The organism is Listeria sp. SHR_NRA_18 (genome assembly GCF_003856515.1).
Lineage (GTDB): Bacteria > Bacillota > Bacilli > Lactobacillales > Listeriaceae > Listeria_A > Listeria_A newyorkensis.
The window spans coordinates 95,023-112,885 of the sequence record NZ_QPKR01000005.1 but is presented as its reverse complement, the minus strand read 5'-3'; the positions used below and the strand labels follow the sequence as shown (position 1 = coordinate 112,885).

General features: G+C 43.0%; 14 protein-coding genes. 2 read left to right on the top strand and 12 right to left on the bottom strand.

The window, feature by feature from the left end:
• Positions 1–11: 11 nt before the first annotated feature.
• The 7 genes from essC to DUK53_RS09085 all read right to left on the bottom strand — a co-directional run bounded on the left by essC (position 12) and on the right by DUK53_RS09085 (position 10,728).
• Complete coding sequence (gene essC / locus DUK53_RS09115; protein WP_036129878.1) at positions 12–4,526, bottom strand: type VII secretion protein EssC; 4,515 nt, start codon at positions 4,524–4,526, stop codon at positions 12–14.
• Between the two features lies 1 nt (position 4,527).
• Entirely contained in the window at positions 4,528–5,757 is a 1,230-nt protein-coding gene (gene essB / locus DUK53_RS09110) for a type VII secretion protein EssB (RefSeq protein ID WP_036129876.1), read from the bottom strand.
• A gap of 18 nt (positions 5,758–5,775) precedes the next feature.
• Entirely contained in the window at positions 5,776–6,027 is a 252-nt protein-coding gene (locus tag DUK53_RS09105) for an EsaB/YukD family protein (RefSeq protein ID WP_036058791.1), read from the bottom strand.
• Between the two features lie 16 nt (positions 6,028–6,043).
• The gene (gene essA, locus DUK53_RS09100; protein ID WP_052164784.1) at positions 6,044–6,550 is read right to left on the bottom strand and encodes a type VII secretion protein EssA; all 507 of its coding nucleotides are present in this window, start codon (positions 6,548–6,550) and stop codon (positions 6,044–6,046) included.
• A complete protein-coding gene (esaA, locus tag DUK53_RS09095) occupies positions 6,540–9,905 on the bottom strand; it encodes a type VII secretion protein EsaA (RefSeq protein ID WP_161564234.1) in 3,366 nt (1,121 codons plus the stop codon). The genes essA and esaA overlap by 11 nt, the downstream gene beginning before the upstream one ends.
• Before the next feature lie 105 nt (positions 9,906–10,010).
• Positions 10,011–10,307: a WXG100 family type VII secretion target gene (locus DUK53_RS09090; RefSeq protein WP_036073328.1), complete on the bottom strand. Its 297-nt coding sequence runs from the start codon at positions 10,305–10,307 to the stop codon at positions 10,011–10,013.
• Positions 10,308–10,431: 124 nt separating this feature from the next.
• Entirely contained in the window at positions 10,432–10,728 is a 297-nt protein-coding gene (locus tag DUK53_RS09085) for a WXG100 family type VII secretion target (RefSeq protein WP_036073328.1), read from the bottom strand.
• 353 nt (positions 10,729–11,081) lie between these two features.
• On the opposite strand from DUK53_RS09085, the gene DUK53_RS09080 reads away from it, so the two are divergent.
• Positions 11,082–11,540, top strand: coding sequence for a GNAT family N-acetyltransferase (locus tag DUK53_RS09080; RefSeq protein WP_036088839.1), 459 nt, complete (start codon positions 11,082–11,084; stop codon positions 11,538–11,540).
• A gap of 170 nt (positions 11,541–11,710) precedes the next feature.
• Positions 11,711–12,409 carry a Crp/Fnr family transcriptional regulator gene (locus DUK53_RS09075; RefSeq protein WP_036088837.1) on the top strand — a complete coding sequence of 233 codons (699 nt, stop codon included), beginning with the start codon at positions 11,711–11,713 and terminating at the stop codon, positions 12,407–12,409.
• A gap of 59 nt (positions 12,410–12,468) precedes the next feature.
• Here the strand turns inward: DUK53_RS09075 and DUK53_RS09070 are convergent, their stop codons facing one another.
• The 5 genes from DUK53_RS09070 to DUK53_RS09050 all read right to left on the bottom strand — a co-directional run bounded on the left by DUK53_RS09070 (position 12,469) and on the right by DUK53_RS09050 (position 17,758).
• Complete coding sequence (locus tag DUK53_RS09070) at positions 12,469–12,927, bottom strand: thioredoxin family protein (protein WP_052171319.1); 459 nt, start codon at positions 12,925–12,927, stop codon at positions 12,469–12,471.
• A 214-nt stretch (positions 12,928–13,141) separates the two neighbouring features.
• Complete coding sequence (glmM, locus tag DUK53_RS09065) at positions 13,142–14,497, bottom strand: phosphoglucosamine mutase (RefSeq protein ID WP_036129872.1); 1,356 nt, start codon at positions 14,495–14,497, stop codon at positions 13,142–13,144.
• A 206-nt stretch (positions 14,498–14,703) separates the two neighbouring features.
• Positions 14,704–16,119, bottom strand: a complete 1,416-nt coding sequence (locus tag DUK53_RS09060; protein ID WP_036129869.1) for a CdaR family protein — start codon at positions 16,117–16,119, stop codon at positions 14,704–14,706.
• The gene (gene cdaA / locus DUK53_RS09055; protein WP_036129867.1) at positions 16,116–16,937 is read right to left on the bottom strand and encodes a diadenylate cyclase CdaA; all 822 of its coding nucleotides are present in this window, start codon (positions 16,935–16,937) and stop codon (positions 16,116–16,118) included. The genes DUK53_RS09060 and cdaA overlap by 4 nt, the downstream gene beginning before the upstream one ends.
• A gap of 335 nt (positions 16,938–17,272) precedes the next feature.
• Positions 17,273–17,758 carry an SGNH/GDSL hydrolase family protein gene (locus tag DUK53_RS09050; protein WP_036129864.1) on the bottom strand — a complete coding sequence of 162 codons (486 nt, stop codon included), beginning with the start codon at positions 17,756–17,758 and terminating at the stop codon, positions 17,273–17,275.
• Positions 17,759–17,863 lie beyond the last annotated feature (105 nt).

The following is a 17,863-nucleotide window of genomic DNA, read 5'->3' as shown; positions in this document are numbered from 1 at the left end:
CAAATCCCTCCTTATTTCGCTGGTTTCACAACCTTGATTTTCTCTGCTATGCCGTTTTGGATGTAATATGCTTCAAATGGTAGTAAGTTCGGTTCTTTGTAGTTTTTGTTGCTGACGTCGATAACGTTTTGGTCGCCGATTTTGCAAAGGGCAATGCCGTTTTTCTGTTTCTTAATCGCGCCACTAACTTTGTCGTAGCCTCGTCCCATCGTGCTTGTATTGCCCGCAATGATGAAGTAGATGCCGAACCGTGCGCCATTTTCAAGCAGATTCGTAAAATCGGTTTCGAGGTCGCTGCTGATGCCACTTACGATCGAATCGAGGTCGGCAATCGCGACAAGAACTGGACGAGCGTCTTTTAGGAAATCTGCTGTCGTCGTTAGCCCACCGCTTTCTTTTTGGGCCGCTGCAAAACCGTCTTGACGACTTTCTAGCAAACCGTGAAGTTCTTTGAAAATCATCGTGATGCTTTCGGTGTCATTGCCGTACGCGTTGACGTTTGGTTTGTATGCCGCAAAACGAAGCATCGGGTTGTCGGTTAGAATAATGTCTATTTGTGGGTTCACGACCATGACGTCAAGCAGTGTCACCATCGTGGATTCAATCAATTCGACGCGATCGCTCATCACAAGTGTATTTTGATTTTCTTTGTAGTGTAACGGGATTGGTTCGACATTTTCAAAATCAACGGCAAACGGTAATTGGCCTGCTGCGAGCATGTTTTGCGTCGACTTCCATGATACGAAATCTTGGAATGGGAGCACTTCTGGAACCATTGGAATCGGAAGTGGGCGCTCGCCTGTCCATGCGTCAGACATTTCTTTCGCTTCTTGCTGGATCGCGCTAATAATTTGTAGCGTATCTTCACCTTTATTTGGAAGCGCTGTTTGGAACACGGCGATATCGTCATGTTTCACCAAGCCGCGACCTGGTAATTCCTCGCTCGTTAAGTCGGTGCGCCCGATGATGCTTCTCGCGTCGGATGCCTCGATTAAGTAAAGCGGGATTTGCGTTTTAATATTGGAAAGTAACGGCGTACGCATCGCATTTTGCTGTCCAGCACTGATGACGAGATTGATCCCAACGCCGGCACCTTCACGCGCAATTTGCGTCATAATCTTCTCAAATCCTTCTTGGAACGGCGATTCTTTGACTGGATCGAAATTATCAATAATAATCACGACATTTGGCAAAATTTCTCCGCTCGCTTTTTCGTACATGTCGAGATTCGCGACGCCGAACTGGCTTAGTTTACGTTTGCGTCGTTTCAACTCACGGTCAAAACGACGGACGAATTTTCTGACTTTTTCTTCCTCATCCAGCATAATCGTGTCAGCAACGTGTGGCAATTCGCGCAACGGCAAAAGACCATTGGTTCCGAAATCGAGCAGGTAAATGTGCAGGTGTTCGGGATTATGCGCGCGTGCCAAGTCCATCACGACGGTTTGCAGGAAGGTTGATTTCCCGTAACCAGGGCTCGAATAAACCGCGATGTGACCGTCTTTTGAAAGGTTTACCTCAACAGCACGCTGATCTTGCATTTCTGGAATATCCATGAAACCGATAATCGGCGCGAGTTCGGATTTCTCTTTTTGCCATGCTTCTTTGTAATCAATTGGATGTAGCTCTGGCAAGAAAATCATGTCTTCCAGAGGCGGCAACCATGGACGCGGTAACATCGCAATGTTCGCTTCCTCGGTGTACTCGTGAATATAATCAATCACCGCATCGAGCTCGGACGGTACTTTTGAAATATCCTCTTTATCGCCCAAACCGCTCAAATCTTCCGTCAAAATTTCATACTGACCTAGATCGTTAATCGCGTAAATCGTCGTGTCCACTTGCTCCTGATCGTCTTTATCCGGCACGTAATCCGCACCACTCCAAGCACTTTGGAACAATTCATAAATCTCGTTATTCCCGACTTGCAAATACGAACGGCCGGGTAGCGTGATTTCCGCTGCATCTGGTGTTTTCAAAATTTCATTGGAATCCGACGCGTTTTGTACTTTCAGCGCCAGTTTGAATTTCGAGTTGGACCAGATTTGGTCATCCACGACACCACTCGGTTTTTGTGTTGCCAGAATCAAATGGATACCGAGCGAACGCCCGATACGCGCCGTTGAAACTAACTCTTTCATGAATTCCGGCTGCTCACTTTTTAGCTCGGCGAACTCATCGGAAATCAGGAATAGATGCGGCATCGCTTCTGATGCTTCGCCTAATTTGTATAATTTTTGATATTGGTTAATATGGTTGACATCGTGTTCGCCAAACAGACGTTGACGCTTTTGCAATTCGGCTTTGATTGAAGCTAGCGCACGCATACTTTGCGCGCCGTCCAAGTTCGTGATTGTACCGAGCAAATGTGGCAGGTTTTTAAACAGATTCGCCATTCCGCCACCCTTGTAATCAATCAAGAGGAACGCGACTTCATACGGATGGAAATTCACGGCAAGCGAGATAATGTACGATTGAATAATCTCGGACTTACCAGAGCCCGTCGTACCCGCGACCAAACCATGCGGACCATGCGCTTTTTCATGCAAGTTCAGGTTGACAATATCGTCTTTCCCACGCAAGCCAAGCGGAACTGCCAAGCTCTTATACGTCTCATTTTTCTCCCAACGCGCGCTAATTCCAAGCTCTTCCACGCGATCCACACCATACATCTCCAAAAATGTCACCGATTCCGGAATCGAATTTTTCAGATTCTGCAAGTGATTAAGTGGCGCCAACGCACGACTTACACTCTCTTTATCAAAATCAGCAGGGAAATGATCCAGCGTAAAGCCACGATTCACAAGCTCGCCTTGCTCCAAAATCACATTCCCGTTCTTCGCATCCCGAATATCGATTACCGTTTTCACATGTTCCGGCAAACTCTGCATCACGTCCTGCACGAACACAAGCGAAACCCCGTACTCACTCGGATCCTCATTGAAAAACTCCATGACCGTGTGATCCATCATCAGTTTTTCGTCCGTCACAAGCACCACATAATGCGGCGAAAAGTACATCTGCTCCGACTTGTTGCCCTTTTCCTCCAAAGCCATCTTGCGCTCCTTCAAAATTTGGTACAACGAGTTCAAAACCTGGTCCCGCGAACGCTCATGATACACAAAACCGCGCACGTTAATATCGCGCAAACTCGCATGTGGCAACCAACGCATCCAGTCCCACTGCTCCTTTTCCTCTTCTGGGAAAATCGTAATAAACTGCAAATCATAATAACTATGGAAAAGCGACGTCTGCATCACCATCAACTGCAACTGCTCAATCACAAGCGCGCGGTGGCCAATATAACCAACCGGCCCATTCATCAAATCCGTCCCCATCGGCACATCCTTCACCGAATAATACTGCGACTTCAAATCCTTCGCGCTCTCAATCAATTCATCCTTGTCCTGCGTGAACTCCTCCTCTTGGAATTCCACATTAAACGACGTATTCTCCTCCCCAGTACCAACCCGATACTGCAAAAAGTCATGGTGAAACATCGTCTTCTCATAAATCCGCGAATCAACAGAAAGCGCCATATCGCGAATTTCCGTCACCGTTGGAAAATGATAATGTAGCGCATGCGCCTGTTCCTCCGCTGCTGCGTGAAGTTCCGACGTCTTGTCCTTCAAATAACGCCGATAGCTCGCGTCACGTTCCTTCATATCCACTTTATATTTTTTGCGATTTTTCACGTACGTAATCACCGAGAAAATCACCGTCGCGCCCGTCATCCCAAGCGTCATCAACACAAAAATCGGATTTGGACGTAAAAACATCATCACAATCGACATCACAATCATAATCAGCGGCGGAATCAGAATTTTCATCAATTCCTCGCTCGGTTTCGAAGGCTTACCCGGCGGCTTCGCAATCGTCAAATTCGTCTCCGGCGCACGATAAATAATCCGCGGCGACCGGTGATAATCCGGATAATCCGCACTAAAAGCGTTGTCCGGCGCCACCAACTGCGCAAGCGTCGCGTGAACCCGACCATCTCCCGCGATAACCTCAATGTCCTCCTTACCGACCCGAATCGTCACACCGTCAAAATAAAGCTGATCCCCAGCCGCTAACACGCATTCCGACTCCACACGATAATAGTTGTGGTAAACAATTCCGCCGTACACATTCAATTTAAACGTCGCGCCAAGCTCCTCACGAATAAACAGCAAATCCGCCGTCGTGCCCGCAATCACAACATCATTAAAATCCCGCTCACCAAACGTAATCGAATATTTCGTCGTCGTATCAAAAACCTGCGACGCCACATCCTCCGTCAAATAAAACTGGATTTTCTCCCCATCAGACGTCTCCAAATTCAGACGCTCATTCAAAGCAAGCGGCAAGTCACCCAAGAACCATTGCCCAGCGTCCTCATTCCACAGCACTTGCAACGAATCCGCCAAATTTTCATAAGTCACCGTATGATTCAGATCCCCGCCAATCGTTACCTCTTTTTTCGAATCTAGCTGGCATTTATGTAACTGATTGCCATAACTAATCGTCAGTAGCTGCTTCTCCATCCTACTCTACCTCCGATGTTGCTTGCGCTTTGTCTTGTTCTTTTTGATTCGCTTCCTCTTTCGCGATATCCTCTTTTGTCTTCGCTTCATTCTCTTTTATCTTCTTAATTTTGTCGTTGAGCGCCTCTTGCTTCTCGTTTCGAGTAGAAGCCTTCATGTCCGTATCCGCGTCCAATTGCTCAATCTGTCTCGCTAAATTGTATATTTGCAAATCATTCTCTTTCCTCGTTAGCGCAATATCGTTCGCCTTCGTCAGTTCCCCTTGACCATCATAAATCCAGTACAACAAATACTCTTCCGGCGATTTCAGCGTCGTTTTTTGCAAGACCGTCTTCTTCTGAACATCGCTCAATTTCGCGCTTTCCACGTACGATTTCGCCAATTCAAACTTGCTCGCTTGCGGTAATTTCGTCGGGTCCACATCGCGCAACGTTTCCGTCACTTTTCCATAATCATCCGCAATAAACGCCTCATTCGCGCTCAGCAACGTCTCTTGGAACGGCACTTTTACAAAAGCAAAATAAGCAACCGGAACCGCCAAAACAAGCGTCGCGATAATAAATCCAATCGTCAGCCCTTTAAACAAACGATAATTCTTCCGTTGCACCAGCGTCATTTTCCGATTCACAGCCGCCGTTTCCTTCGTATAACTCTCCGCCAAAATCTCCTCGATCGTCGCTAAATCCTTGGCCTCAATAATACTCCGCTCAAAACTCGTCCCCTTCGCATTATCCAGCGATCCCGAAATCAGCTCATCAAACGAATACTTTTTCGAAAACAGCGCCACGATCAAACATTTATACTGCTTCAAAAACTTCTCTTCCGTCATCGTATACGGCGGCAACACATCACGAATCCCGCGGTACACTAAAAACGGCATCTGATTCACATCAAAAACCATATTCTCCGGATGTAAGAAAAACGTGAATCGCGTCTTCAATAACTCTGAAAACCGCGCCACATTACCAATTGCCCGCAATTTATCATTCCGTTCCAATCCGCGCAAATCATCCCATGTCGTTTTGCCAGCCGTATCGAATGTAAACGACAACGCATCGCCCTTATCCTCGAAATCAGCCGCCACAAAAAACGTCGAATTCTCCTTCAACAAAGCCAATTGGCGAACATCCTTCACCCTCGTTTGCGACTTCGAAAAATCAACCTGCCACGCCGTCCCATCTATCTGAAAATTATATTCCATCGCATCTACCATTATCTTTCTCGTTATCATGTCTACCCATTCTCCCTTTTATAAAATTTCAATGATGTCCCCGTCTGTAATCTGAAAATCCGTCAACTTATCATCATCCGTCAACAACAATTCCTTATTCGCCACCTTAATCGCACAATGCGACATGTTCGGCTGCGCCAATTTCAGCGTCTCCACCAAATTCAGCAACAACGCCTTAACCGGTTGGTGCTTCGGGATTCGCAAATCATGAATCCGTCCGCCCCACTTCGTAAAATTTATCGTGACATTAATATGCGTATCTTGCGCCATTCCTATCTTCCTCTCTTTATTCCCATACTTTTCGAACAACCGTATAAAGCAGCGCAGCAACCGCCAAAACAACCCCCGATAAAACCCACCAAATCGTCTTGCTCTCTTTTTCAGGTTCATTCTGGCCTAGCGCCGCGGTTTCACTCGATGCCGCCGCGTCCTCTTTCTCCGTAAACAAAGACGCTTTCATCACTTGCACAGAGTTATCCTTTGTTGACTCACCAGTAAAAAGCGAATTCTTCACATCGTCCATTTCTTTCTTTTCTTGCGCCTTTATCGCCGCAGCATTTCTCTCCGCATCAGGCGTGAACAACGTGATTCCCAATTTTTCAAGTTCGGTTTGCTCCGTGTCCATTTCCGCGTTTTTCTCATCCGCCGTTTTTGTCGCCCGGTCCAGTTGCATTTCCATTTTCCCATCATTACCTAGGTACGAATCGTCATTTTCCGCTGCCAAAACACCAACTGGAATCCATAATAACGTTCCCATCAAAAGCACGGAAATAACGCTTTTTTTACGCTTCATCATCATTTCCCCCATCTTGTTTACTACGGTGCCAAACGAACAAGTTCACAACGATGCCAAGAACCGCAACACCAATCAAACTATACATAATCACAAGCCAGTCATCCGTTCGACTGACAAATCCGTTTAATAAATTTTCGATGTATTGCAATGGTGAGAACGAACGAATCGTCGCTAACATGGAATCTTGGTCGATTTTAAGTCCGACTGCTTCCGTCAAGAACAAGTACATCGCTAAAATAATGAGCAGTAAAAACATCCCCATCATGCGTAATTGGCGTAACAAGTACGTTGCGATCAACACGAAAACCAACACAATCAGAATAATAATTCCCATCCAAGATACGAAAATAACGCCCTTCATCTCCAAGAAGTAAGCTGAAATCGCACCAATAATCGCACCCTCAATCAACCCAATGCCAACCGTCATTAACGTGATCGGTGTATTCTGATACGCCAGCGCCATCTCTTCCGCAAAATCATCCTCTTGTTTGCGTTTTCGCTCCTGCGCCGCAATCACATAACCCGTAAATAAAGCCACGATAAAGCAGACCAACACAATCAAATACGGTGTAAAAGTATCCCCAGCCGCAATCGTTAAGCCTTTTTCCTTCTCCACTGGACTACTCAAGAAATTGAGCAACTTCTCATTTGTGCGGTTGCCACCAACACGACTATTCTCCATCATCGTCGCAAAATTAGAAGCAAAATCCTGATCCGTTACTAATTTATTGGCCATGTTTGCTGACAGTTTTTGAGCTTGCGTCACAATTCCTAGCCCGCTATTTTGAATATTTTTCGCTTGCTTATCGATCGCATCAAACGTTTTGTAGACATTATCAGCCGAGTTCAGATTTGTTTTAGAAGAATCAGCTAGCGACTTACTCTGCGAAAGCAATCCACTAAATTCACTTCCTAAAGACATTGTCGCGGACTTCTCATCGCCACTATTTGTGATGACAATCCCGCCCTTATCCAGCAACTCCAAGCTCGCTTTGCGCCATGCCTCCACGTTTTTGAGCGTTTCCGCAACGCTTGCATTCATTGTCGCTGCTTGCGTCGTCGTTTCATTCAAGCGCTCCGTCAGTACATTCGCATTTTCTTTCGTAATCGCTGTACGCGTTTGCGACTCCGCAACTTGTTGTTGGAAAGTCTCCAAATCTCGATGAATAAAACTCGTCACATTATCCGTAATCAAAGCTACCATCATCGCAATCCGGTCTTCTATATTAAACTGATAGTAATACGAATTCTTCTTCCCAGCCGCATATTCCGTCAACGATTTCCCTTCCAAATCTAAGGGCGTTACCCGAGCATCAATACCATAATACGTCTTGAAAAGCTCCGATAATTTATAATAAGGTTTGACATAGGCAGCCACATCATCCGCAAGAATCGTCGTATCTTTCTCGATGGCACCGATCGTTACTTGTACAGACTTAATTGCCTCATCACGTTCTGTGGCTGTAATAATATACTCCGGTCCCAGCTCGATTTTATTCTCTTTAACAACTTTCGGTTCAAAAGTAGGCGGGACAGGTGGGTTAGACGGATCATTTGGATCGCCTTCGCTTCCTGGATCTGTCATTTCTTCTCCCATCTCAATATTAGTCATTTCCAGACCAATCGGAGCAAACAAATCAAACGTTGCACCTTCCGGGTTTGTAAGCGCATCTGCTTTAATAAAAAGGTCCATTGACAAATGCAAATCCAGTGGTGGCTCATTTGGAATCAATACATCCGGATTCGTTTCATCGGGGTCTATTTTTATCGTCCACGTTCCGTCGTTTTCACTGTAGGTAACTGTATTGGAAATATAACTCCCATCAGCTCTGGTAAGCTTAGCCGCAAAATCCGCCTCACCATTAGGCATCGCAAATCCATCGGGCAGTTTAAAAACTAAGCTTTGTTCATTGCCTACTTCTTGTGACTTTTCCATTTGAAAATCTTGACTAAATTTATAAATATAGTAATCTTCATATGTTCTAAGTTCATCAATCTTCTTCTGTTTTAATTTATCAAGCGCATTTTCAACGGTCTCATACTTTGGAAATTCCTTCGACTTGTTTAGCAAACCTTCAGACCAATCGCCTGAATTAGAGCTAATGTACCTTCTCGCTATCTCAATGACATTGCGCAATTCCTTGTAAACCGCTCTTTCTTCGGCACTCGCGTCATCTTTTAACAAATAGGCATCATAATTCGGAATCTCTTGCATGAGGTTCTGCATCTCTTTGTTAAATCGATCATTCAGCGTCTTGTCCGTCAATTCATCCAGCGTGATCGTCCGGTTCCCCTCGTTCGAGATATATTGCTGCAAATCCCCTTCCACACTGCCACGCAAGCTCTCACCCATTTTTGTGGTAACTTCCGTGTTTATCATGGCAACCTGCTCGTTCACCGCATCCAAATACCGCTGCACACTATCCACCTGCACCGATAATGTCCGCTCCTCTTCCATCTTCTGAAACTGCTTAAAAATCGCATCATTAGAACTTTTCAGATTAGAGAGTTGTTCCGATACATCCGCCGTTGACATCGCCGTATCATTATTCGACATTTGTTCAGCAAACGATTTCGAAACAAGTGCATTCGCTTCCTGATTCTTCGCAAGCTTTTCTAAAGACTGAAAATAAGTCTCGTTCACCTTCGTGCCTTCCATCAATTTCGTTCCAAACCCTTTTAAAATATCCTGCAAACCTTTAAAACTATCTTTAGACATGCCTGTATAATCCTGCACCGTTTTAAACTGTTGCGTATAGTTAGACAACGGTGAATTCACGTTCGTATTATACACCGAACCATACGTCTCCTCTTTGTCCACCAGTTTCTTAATACTATCTTGCGCACCATGAAGATTTGTAAGAATGCTCGCAAAATAAACATCGATAATTTCTTTATTAAAATCTTCTAAAACTTTCGCAGCCGCGCGTTCAGCCTCAGCCGTTACATCTTTATTTCCCGTCTCACTAATACGATACGTAATCTTCACTTTTTCTGGGTTTGCTGACGTCATAGACATCGCCGCTTCCGAAAAATTGGTTGGAATAAAGATAATCATATCGTATACCCGATTTTTCAAGCCATTCTCTGCAAATCCACTAGAAGTTGTCGCCCATTTATGATCCGTTTGCTTCAAAACCTTAGCCGTAAATTTATCACCAAAATCAATTCGTTCCCCATCAGTAGTTCTGTATCCAATATCGTCATTGACAAGAGCAATAGACATTTTCTTTGTTTCGGCGCTATCTTCTTTTTTCGCTGCATTTTGTTCCAACGCCAAATACGACGTCCCAGCCGAAAGAAGCAAAGCCAGCACTAAAAAAGCCAACACGCTCCACTTTATTTTTTTCACTTGTATCCACTCCCGTTGTTTTTTATATGTAAGAAGTCTCCCAACTTCGAATTTCCAAATTAATAAACACTGAGGCCCGAAAAAAGCCCCAGCATCTTGTTTTCCTTAGTTCAAGCCAAAATTACGCGATAGGTTCGCATCGTTTTCTTCCACTGCGTTGGCTGTTTTCGCCAATTGTTGCTCGATTTGGTGCATCAAGTTAGAGAAATCCGTTACTTTTGGTTTCAATTGTGAGAATTGATCATCAAATTTACGGAATGCTTCCCCTTCCCATTCACTGCGCAATTGCTCTTGCAACTGCTCTAATTCTCTTAAGATTTGTTCGATGTCTTGCCCTTTGCGACCGTATGTTTTCGAACGATCACGTAATTCTGCTGGGCTCATTCTAATTTGTCCTGACATGGTTCTTCCATCTCCTTTTCAATCTAAAAATTAAAAAGGCCGTACATCACGCTGTACGGCCTAAAATAGCAACTGCACAAAGATGTAATATGTATGCTTCATGCAATTCCCAAATGGTAAAGCTTTAATTCAAGCCGAAATTGCGTGATAGGTTGGCATCGTTTTCTTCGACTGCGTTTGCTGTTTTCGCTAGTTGTTGCTCGATTTGGTGCATTAAGTTAGAGAAATCCGTTACTTTTGGTTTCAATTGCGAGAATTGATCATCAAATTTACGGAACGCTTCCCCTTCCCATTCACTACGCAATTGTTCTTGCAATTGCTCTAATTCTCTTAAAATTTGTTCGATGTCTTGTCCTTTGCGACCGTATGTTTTTGAACGGTCACGAAGTTCAGCAGGGCTCATTCTAATTTGTCCTGACATGTCATTCAACTCCTTTTTATTTTTTAGGTCTTGTGGTATAGCATAGCCGTATGGGCTATATTGCCATTATAGCAAAAAAGAACCAATGTTTGTCGATTCTATCTGTGAACTTTTTGTGAACATTTTCTTTTATTTCCCTACAAAAGGTTAATATAGACTCGTTTCAGGTATTTTCAAAATTATTTTATGTATAAAAAGCTATATATCCATTTTCAGAGCAAATAACCCTATAAGCACCAAAACAATATCAACCAGATTAAGATAGTATTAACCCGAAACTTTTATACTATACAATTCCCATTTCTATTGTCTTTTCTTACATTCCTTGCTACTATAATATTGGAGGTGCTCTGATGAAAATTAAAAAATGGACAGAGTGTGATATAATACCTTATGAAGTCTTACTTTTGGCTGATCCAGATCAAGAGGAAGTCAACCGCTATTTTTTTCAATCTGACGTGTTTCTACTTATAGAGAGCGAGTGCATATGCGGCGTTGTTTGTATACAAAACAAGGAAGATTGCTCAGAAATTATCAATATTGCTGTGTTGCCCGCCTATCAAAACAAAAATTATGGTAAAAAGCTTTTACAGTATGCTATTACATACGCTAGTGAACTGAATCAATCCACTCTCCTTGTCAAAACGGCCAATTCAAGTATTCAAGCACTAGCATTCTATCAAAAAGCTGGTTTTCGGATGGTTGAGATTATTCCAAATTATTTTACACAACATTATTCAGAACCTATTTTTGAAAACGGTATTCTTGCACAAGACCAAATTGTGCTAAAATTTCTTATAAATGAAAATTGATTTTTCCTTATATTCCCTAGTTTACGCGAATTTTTTTAACAAATTCATAAAACTGTAACATATTATACTAAGTTTTATGCTTGAAAGTATAATTTATGACTTTTTTTATTTTGAAAAATCTTTATAATAGGAAGTAAGACCAATCGTTAAAGAGAAGGGGAATTTAAATTATGTATGTTGCTGACTTAGTAAAGAATTTTAATGGAGAGAAATTAATTGAAAAGATTACCGAGATGAACATTCCACACAAAACGGCGAGTTTTAAAAAGAACGAGCTGATTGTAGAGGAAGGAAAAATAGATTCCCATTTCTACATAGTAGATTCTGGACTTATTTCATTTAGTATGACGAATTCAGACAAGTTGCCAGTCATCACTCGTTTTCTGAATAGTAATACGTGGTTCGGAAGCGCAAACTTCTTGCTGGACTCGCCTTTTCAATTTAATGTAACTGCCTTACGTGACACCAAAATCCGGATTTATAACCGCAATGATATTCTTCGCCTGTTCCAAACAGATTCAGATGGCTTCTGGTTCCTGTATTTTGATGGTTATAATCAAGTGCATGAACGCAATGCTTTAATCGAAATCGCCCATCACGACCCGCGCCGCAGACTGATTTCGGCCCTACTTTACATCGCAAACACAGTTGGTATTAAGACCGATGACGGCATCAGTTTCCCACGCGGCATTACGCAAAACCATTTAGCGCTCGTTTCGCAAGTACCAAGAACCCGCGCCAACGTGGAACTACAAAAGCTCCGAGAACAAGGCATTATCCGATTGAAGCCAAAACCAACTGTTATTTTAGATATTCTAAAACTGCGCGAACAATTAGAAATACACCGTACACCACGTACGAACGACTGATAAAACACAAAAATAGAGTGTCAAACTATGACTGAGTTTTTCAGTTCTAGTTTGATACTCTATTTTTGATTCGCAAGCCATTCTTTGATTTGCGTCTCATCATCCAAATCGCCACGATAACGATCCGTTTCCAGGCCGCGTGTATAATAAATAAGCGTTGGAACCACCTTCACACCCATTTGCTTAATAATCGCCGTATAGTTCTTGTCAGCCTCCCTCGCCTTATCCGTATTATAATAGAAAGCCTGCCTATCAGTTGCTTCAAGCGCACTCACAAGCCTCTTCCGAAAAGGCTCACAATCAGGACAAGTCGGCCGACCAACATAGACATACCCCGTCTTCTTCTCCGCCAAAATCCCCTTCATCTGGCTATTCGTAATATTGCGCATCGGCTGCTCATTCGCCTCCGCCTTCGTATCCGCCAAATTTTTCGCATGCGTATCCACAATCAACTGCACCCCAACAACAAAAAGCGCCAAAGTCACAACCGTAAGCAAAATAACCATATACCTTTTCAAAAAATCCCCCCTAATAAAACAGAAAAACGAGCAAAAAAATGCCCGTCTCTATCCCATTTCTAGTCACCCAGAACCACCTACTCATCAGAATCCCCGCGAAACCTCGGCGGAGTGAGAAGTGCTTAGCCCCTAGGCAAAGCCCAGCACCGAAGCGGAACGTACGACTGTACGTGAGCATCGGCGCACAGGCTTTAACGACGGAGATGAGCGCTTATCACTCCGCCGAGAGCCCCATTTCGGAGATGACAACATTCGCTATACTATCACAAAAGCGCTCTGTATCCTCAGCAGAAGCCGCTTCTACCATAACGCGAACAAGTGGCTCTGTCCCTGAAGGGCGTACCAACACACGACCATTTCCATTCATTTCTGCTTCTACCGCGGAAATCGCTGCATGAACTTTAGCATTTTCAGTAACACCATTTTTATCAGTCACACGGATATTGACTAATTTTTGCGGGAAGGTTTGCATTTCAGCTGCTAATTCGGATAATTTCTTCCCAGTTTCTTTCATCACATTTACTAATTGGATACCTGTTAATAGGCCGTCACCCGTTGTGATGTAATCTAAGAATACGATATGTCCAGATTGCTCGCCACCTAGACTGTAGCTACCCTCACGCATCGCTTCTACCACATAACGATCGCCAACTGCTGTTTGAATCGCTTTGATTTCAAGCTCTTCTAAGCCTTTATAAAATCCTAAGTTACTCATAACCGTAGATACGATTGTATTATTTGTCAAACGACCTTGCGCTTTCAGATGTTTCGCACAGATGAACATGATTTTGTCACCATCAACAATTTCGCCATTCTCATCTACTGCAATAACACGGTCACCATCGCCATCAAAAGCTAGACCGACGTGTGCTTCTTTTTCTTTCACAAATTCCGATAATTTCTCGGGGTGTGTAGAACCGACATCAGCATTGATATTCAGTCCATTTGGAGACGCCCCCATGGAACTTGTATCTGCATCTAAATCAGCAAATAAGTGTGTTGCAAGCGATGACGTCGCGCCATGCGCACAATCTAAAGCGACATGCAAGCCGGAAAAATCTCCGTCTACTGATTGTTTTAGATATTGTAAGTATTTTTGTTTGCCTTCGAAATAATCACTCACTGTACCTAGACCTGCGTCACTTGGGCGTGGTAATTCATCACTCGCTCCATCAAGTAAGGCTTCTATTTCTAGTTCTTGATCATCCGACAATTTAAAACCATCCGAACCGAAGAACTTGATGCCATTATCTTCTACCGGATTATGCGAAGCCGAGATCATAACACTCGCTGCAGCTCCTTGTGCCTTCGTTAAATAAGCCACACCTGGCGTCGAGATAACGCCTAGACGCATTACTTCAATGCCTACTGAAACAAGACCTGCGATTAAAGCCGATTCTAGCATTTCCCCAGATATTCTTGTATCTCTCGCTACTAAAACTTTCGGGTGTTCCCCAACATGCTTCGTTAGTATATATCCTCCAAATCGCCCTAGTCTAAACGCTAATTCTGGAGATAACTCTTTATTTGCAATTCCTCTAACACCGTCAGTACCAAAATATTTACCCATTTTATAATTCGCTCCTTCTTCATTAAGAGGTTGGCCATGCTTATTTCCCTATATGTTTTTCCATTTAACCCCTACTGTAACGCCATGTAGACCAACGTTTGATTCGTGTATCTTTTTATTATACCTTTTTTTAATCTTTTTTACACCTAATCGTATGTAAATGCCCGATGAATTGGCTTTTAATGCGGTTTTCATCGGGCTAATAATTAGTTTAAAACTGGGGCTGATGCATCTGCAACCTTTTTGGTAACCTGTATTTCAGCTTTCGATTGCGACAGTGTGAATGTAAAATTAGATGCTAATCCGTGGACAGCTAGTGGAATCGTATGCGTGCCATCTTGTAGATTTGACATAACTGCTACGACATTGAAATCATTTCGTCCAAGCGCGTCTACTTCTTTTTTTTGACCGCTTATCGTTATATTAACTTTTCCACTTGCCGGATCGATAAATGCTGTATTGAAACTTTCTGAATTAACGAGACCAATGATGCTAATCGGGATATCCGTAAATTCTGTTGAGCTTTGCTTCGTCGTATCCTCTGTATCTGTCTTGTCCTCTTCTTTGTCCTTGTCTGTTTCGTTATCTGTTCCAGTATCCGGCGTGGTTACATCCGGACTTTCCTCTGAAGTCTGACCATTGCCCTCACTTGCTCCATTAGAACTCTGGTCACTCTGCTTTTTTCCAGTCGTTATTTTCACTTTCACAGTGGCCGGCGTGACAGATGTTGCGCCAGTTGGAACAGGTACGGAGACTTCAATTGTTTTATCGGCTGTCGTTTGCGTCACATCAATCGGAATCGTAATTTGCTCAATCTTGTCTGTAACTGATTCCGGTGCAATGACCGTTACTTTCTCGTCATCGGAAGTGATGCTTGTAATAGTCACCGTTTTATCTGCCGGATTACCGCTTTGCTGAAACCGTAGCGGAACCGTCTTGCCTATTTTGGAAACTGGCACGTCTACTTCTACTTCACCTGGATCGATTTCGACGTCTAGTTTATTTAGATTCGCGTCAAAAGCGCTGATGGTAGCCTTCGTTGTGAAGTCACTTTTTTGGTCTTTTTCATCGGAAACAGTCGCTTTCACATACGCAATCTGATCTAAAATTTCTTTGGAAGCTGTAATCGAGACTCTTTTTGGATCTGTTTTGACGTTTCCTGCTTGATAACCATCTGCAATTACTGATTTATTTAATTCGACATCGACGGAATATTTCTTCGTCATTTTCTCTGCTAGCGTCACTTTGGCGGTTGGTGGGTTGACAGTCGCTTTCAAACGATCAGATAAGTTTTTTACCTTGATTTTGACGCTTTGAGTCCCTGCTTTTGCGTTGGTAAGGTCAATGTAAGCGATGATATTAGGCTGTGTCTTGGCTAGCTGCACGAGGCCTTTGGGACCGCTGACAGTCACATCTACCGTATCAGGAACGCCCGTGACATTCATATTGTCCTTATCGTAATATACCTCGACCGGCACATTGTTGATGACATCGACATAAACGCCGTCCGTGACATTCGTTACACTGGTGCTTGTGGCGGTAACAGACGTGAATAGAATCGCCGCAAAAATGAGCGAAATAATCCGAACCGACCACTTATTTGTTAAAATGCGATCCATCATTTCTCACCGCCTCCTTTCCACTTACTGAAAATGGACGGTTTCTTTTGCATTGGCACAACTAATTCATGTTCTAAAATTTCATGCAATCGCTCTGGCGTTACTTCACGGAAAAGCTCGCCACCTTTAGTGATCGAAATACCGCCTGTTTCCTCAGATACAACAACAGTTATGCTATCCGTGACTTCACTGATTCCAAGCGCTGCCCGATGCCGTGTTCCAAGTTCTTTTGAAAGAAATGGACTATCAGAAAGTGGCAAATATCCGGCGGCGGCTGCGATTTTATTATTTTTGATGATTACCGCACCATCGTGAAGCGGTGTATTTGGAATAAAAATATTGATTAATAACTGGGAAGAAATGTCTGCATCCAGCGAAATCCCCGTCTCGATATAATCATCAAGACCTGTTCCGCGCTCAATGGAAATCAGAGCACCAATTCGACGTTTTCCCATATAACTAACGGATTTCTCGATGGAGTCAATGAGATATTGCTGCTCCTTCTCACGTTTCGACCCTGCTTTTGAAATAAAGCTACCGCGCCCAAGCGTTTCAAGCGCTCGGCGTAACTCGGGCTGGAATATAATAATAATAGCTAAAAATCCCCAAGTCAACACCTGATCCGTAATCCATTCCACTGTTTGGAGCCCTAAAAAACTACTAACAATTTTTACGACCACAATGATAAAAATACCTTTTAAAAGCTGTACCGCCTTTGTTCCACGGATCAACATAATCAATTTATAAATAACGAACCATACTACTAAAATATCAATCACATTTGCTAAATAATGCAAAATCGATCCGTCTGGAATGGTCATAAATTCGCCTCCATTTTCAAAAAAGCAGTCGTCTTTCATTTTGTTGCTTCTGTAATAGTATAAGCCTTTCAAAATGCTTATACTTGCCATTATAGCACAGAATGGGAGGCGGAAAAAGATTTGAGATACGGAAAATAAGAAAGATTTGTTTAAGAATTGATAAAGAGTCCTGCTAGCAATCTATCCGAATGAGAAGTGTTTAACAACTCCGAAGCTACTGCCTGAATACTTCATCCAATAATCCGCATAAAGCAAAAAAACATCGATTGTAATCCATTCGATGTTTTTCGATAATTTAGTAAAAATTTGTACAATTTATGTTTTGCTAAAATCTATTAACTGGATTCCATCATTCGAACAATCCGCTTCCCAATCATATGGAATCCTTCATTATTCGGGTGTAAACCATCGTGCGTATATAATTCATACGTATATTTTCCGAGTCCTGACATTCTAAATAAATCTAGGCGAGGCAAACTATATATGTCAGCAATAGCTATGATTCCATTGGTGATTACCTCGTGTTTGTCCATGTCACGCGTTGCATTTTGCAGTGGCGTAAACAAATATATTTCCGTTCCAGGATAGTTCATGCGAATGTACTCGATAATCGCTCTTAAAGCACCTAAGCTTGTATTCGTGTCAAAAGTAGTGTCATGACGCCCACCGCCAATCGTTGAAGTATTCGCTAGAAAATCACTTAACTCCTTGATCCCATTTTCAGCCATCCATTTTTCAAGCATATCCCAATTTTGATTGAGTGCATTGCGGTAAGAGCCACCTTGGAGTGCATTCGTTGGTCTATTTAATTTAATCGTCATTGCCCATACCTTCCTTAGATAAATTCTTCCATTAATTAAGCCATCCATCATCGTTTTGCACAGTTGCAGATTTTGATATTTTGATCAAAAATAACCTTACAAATC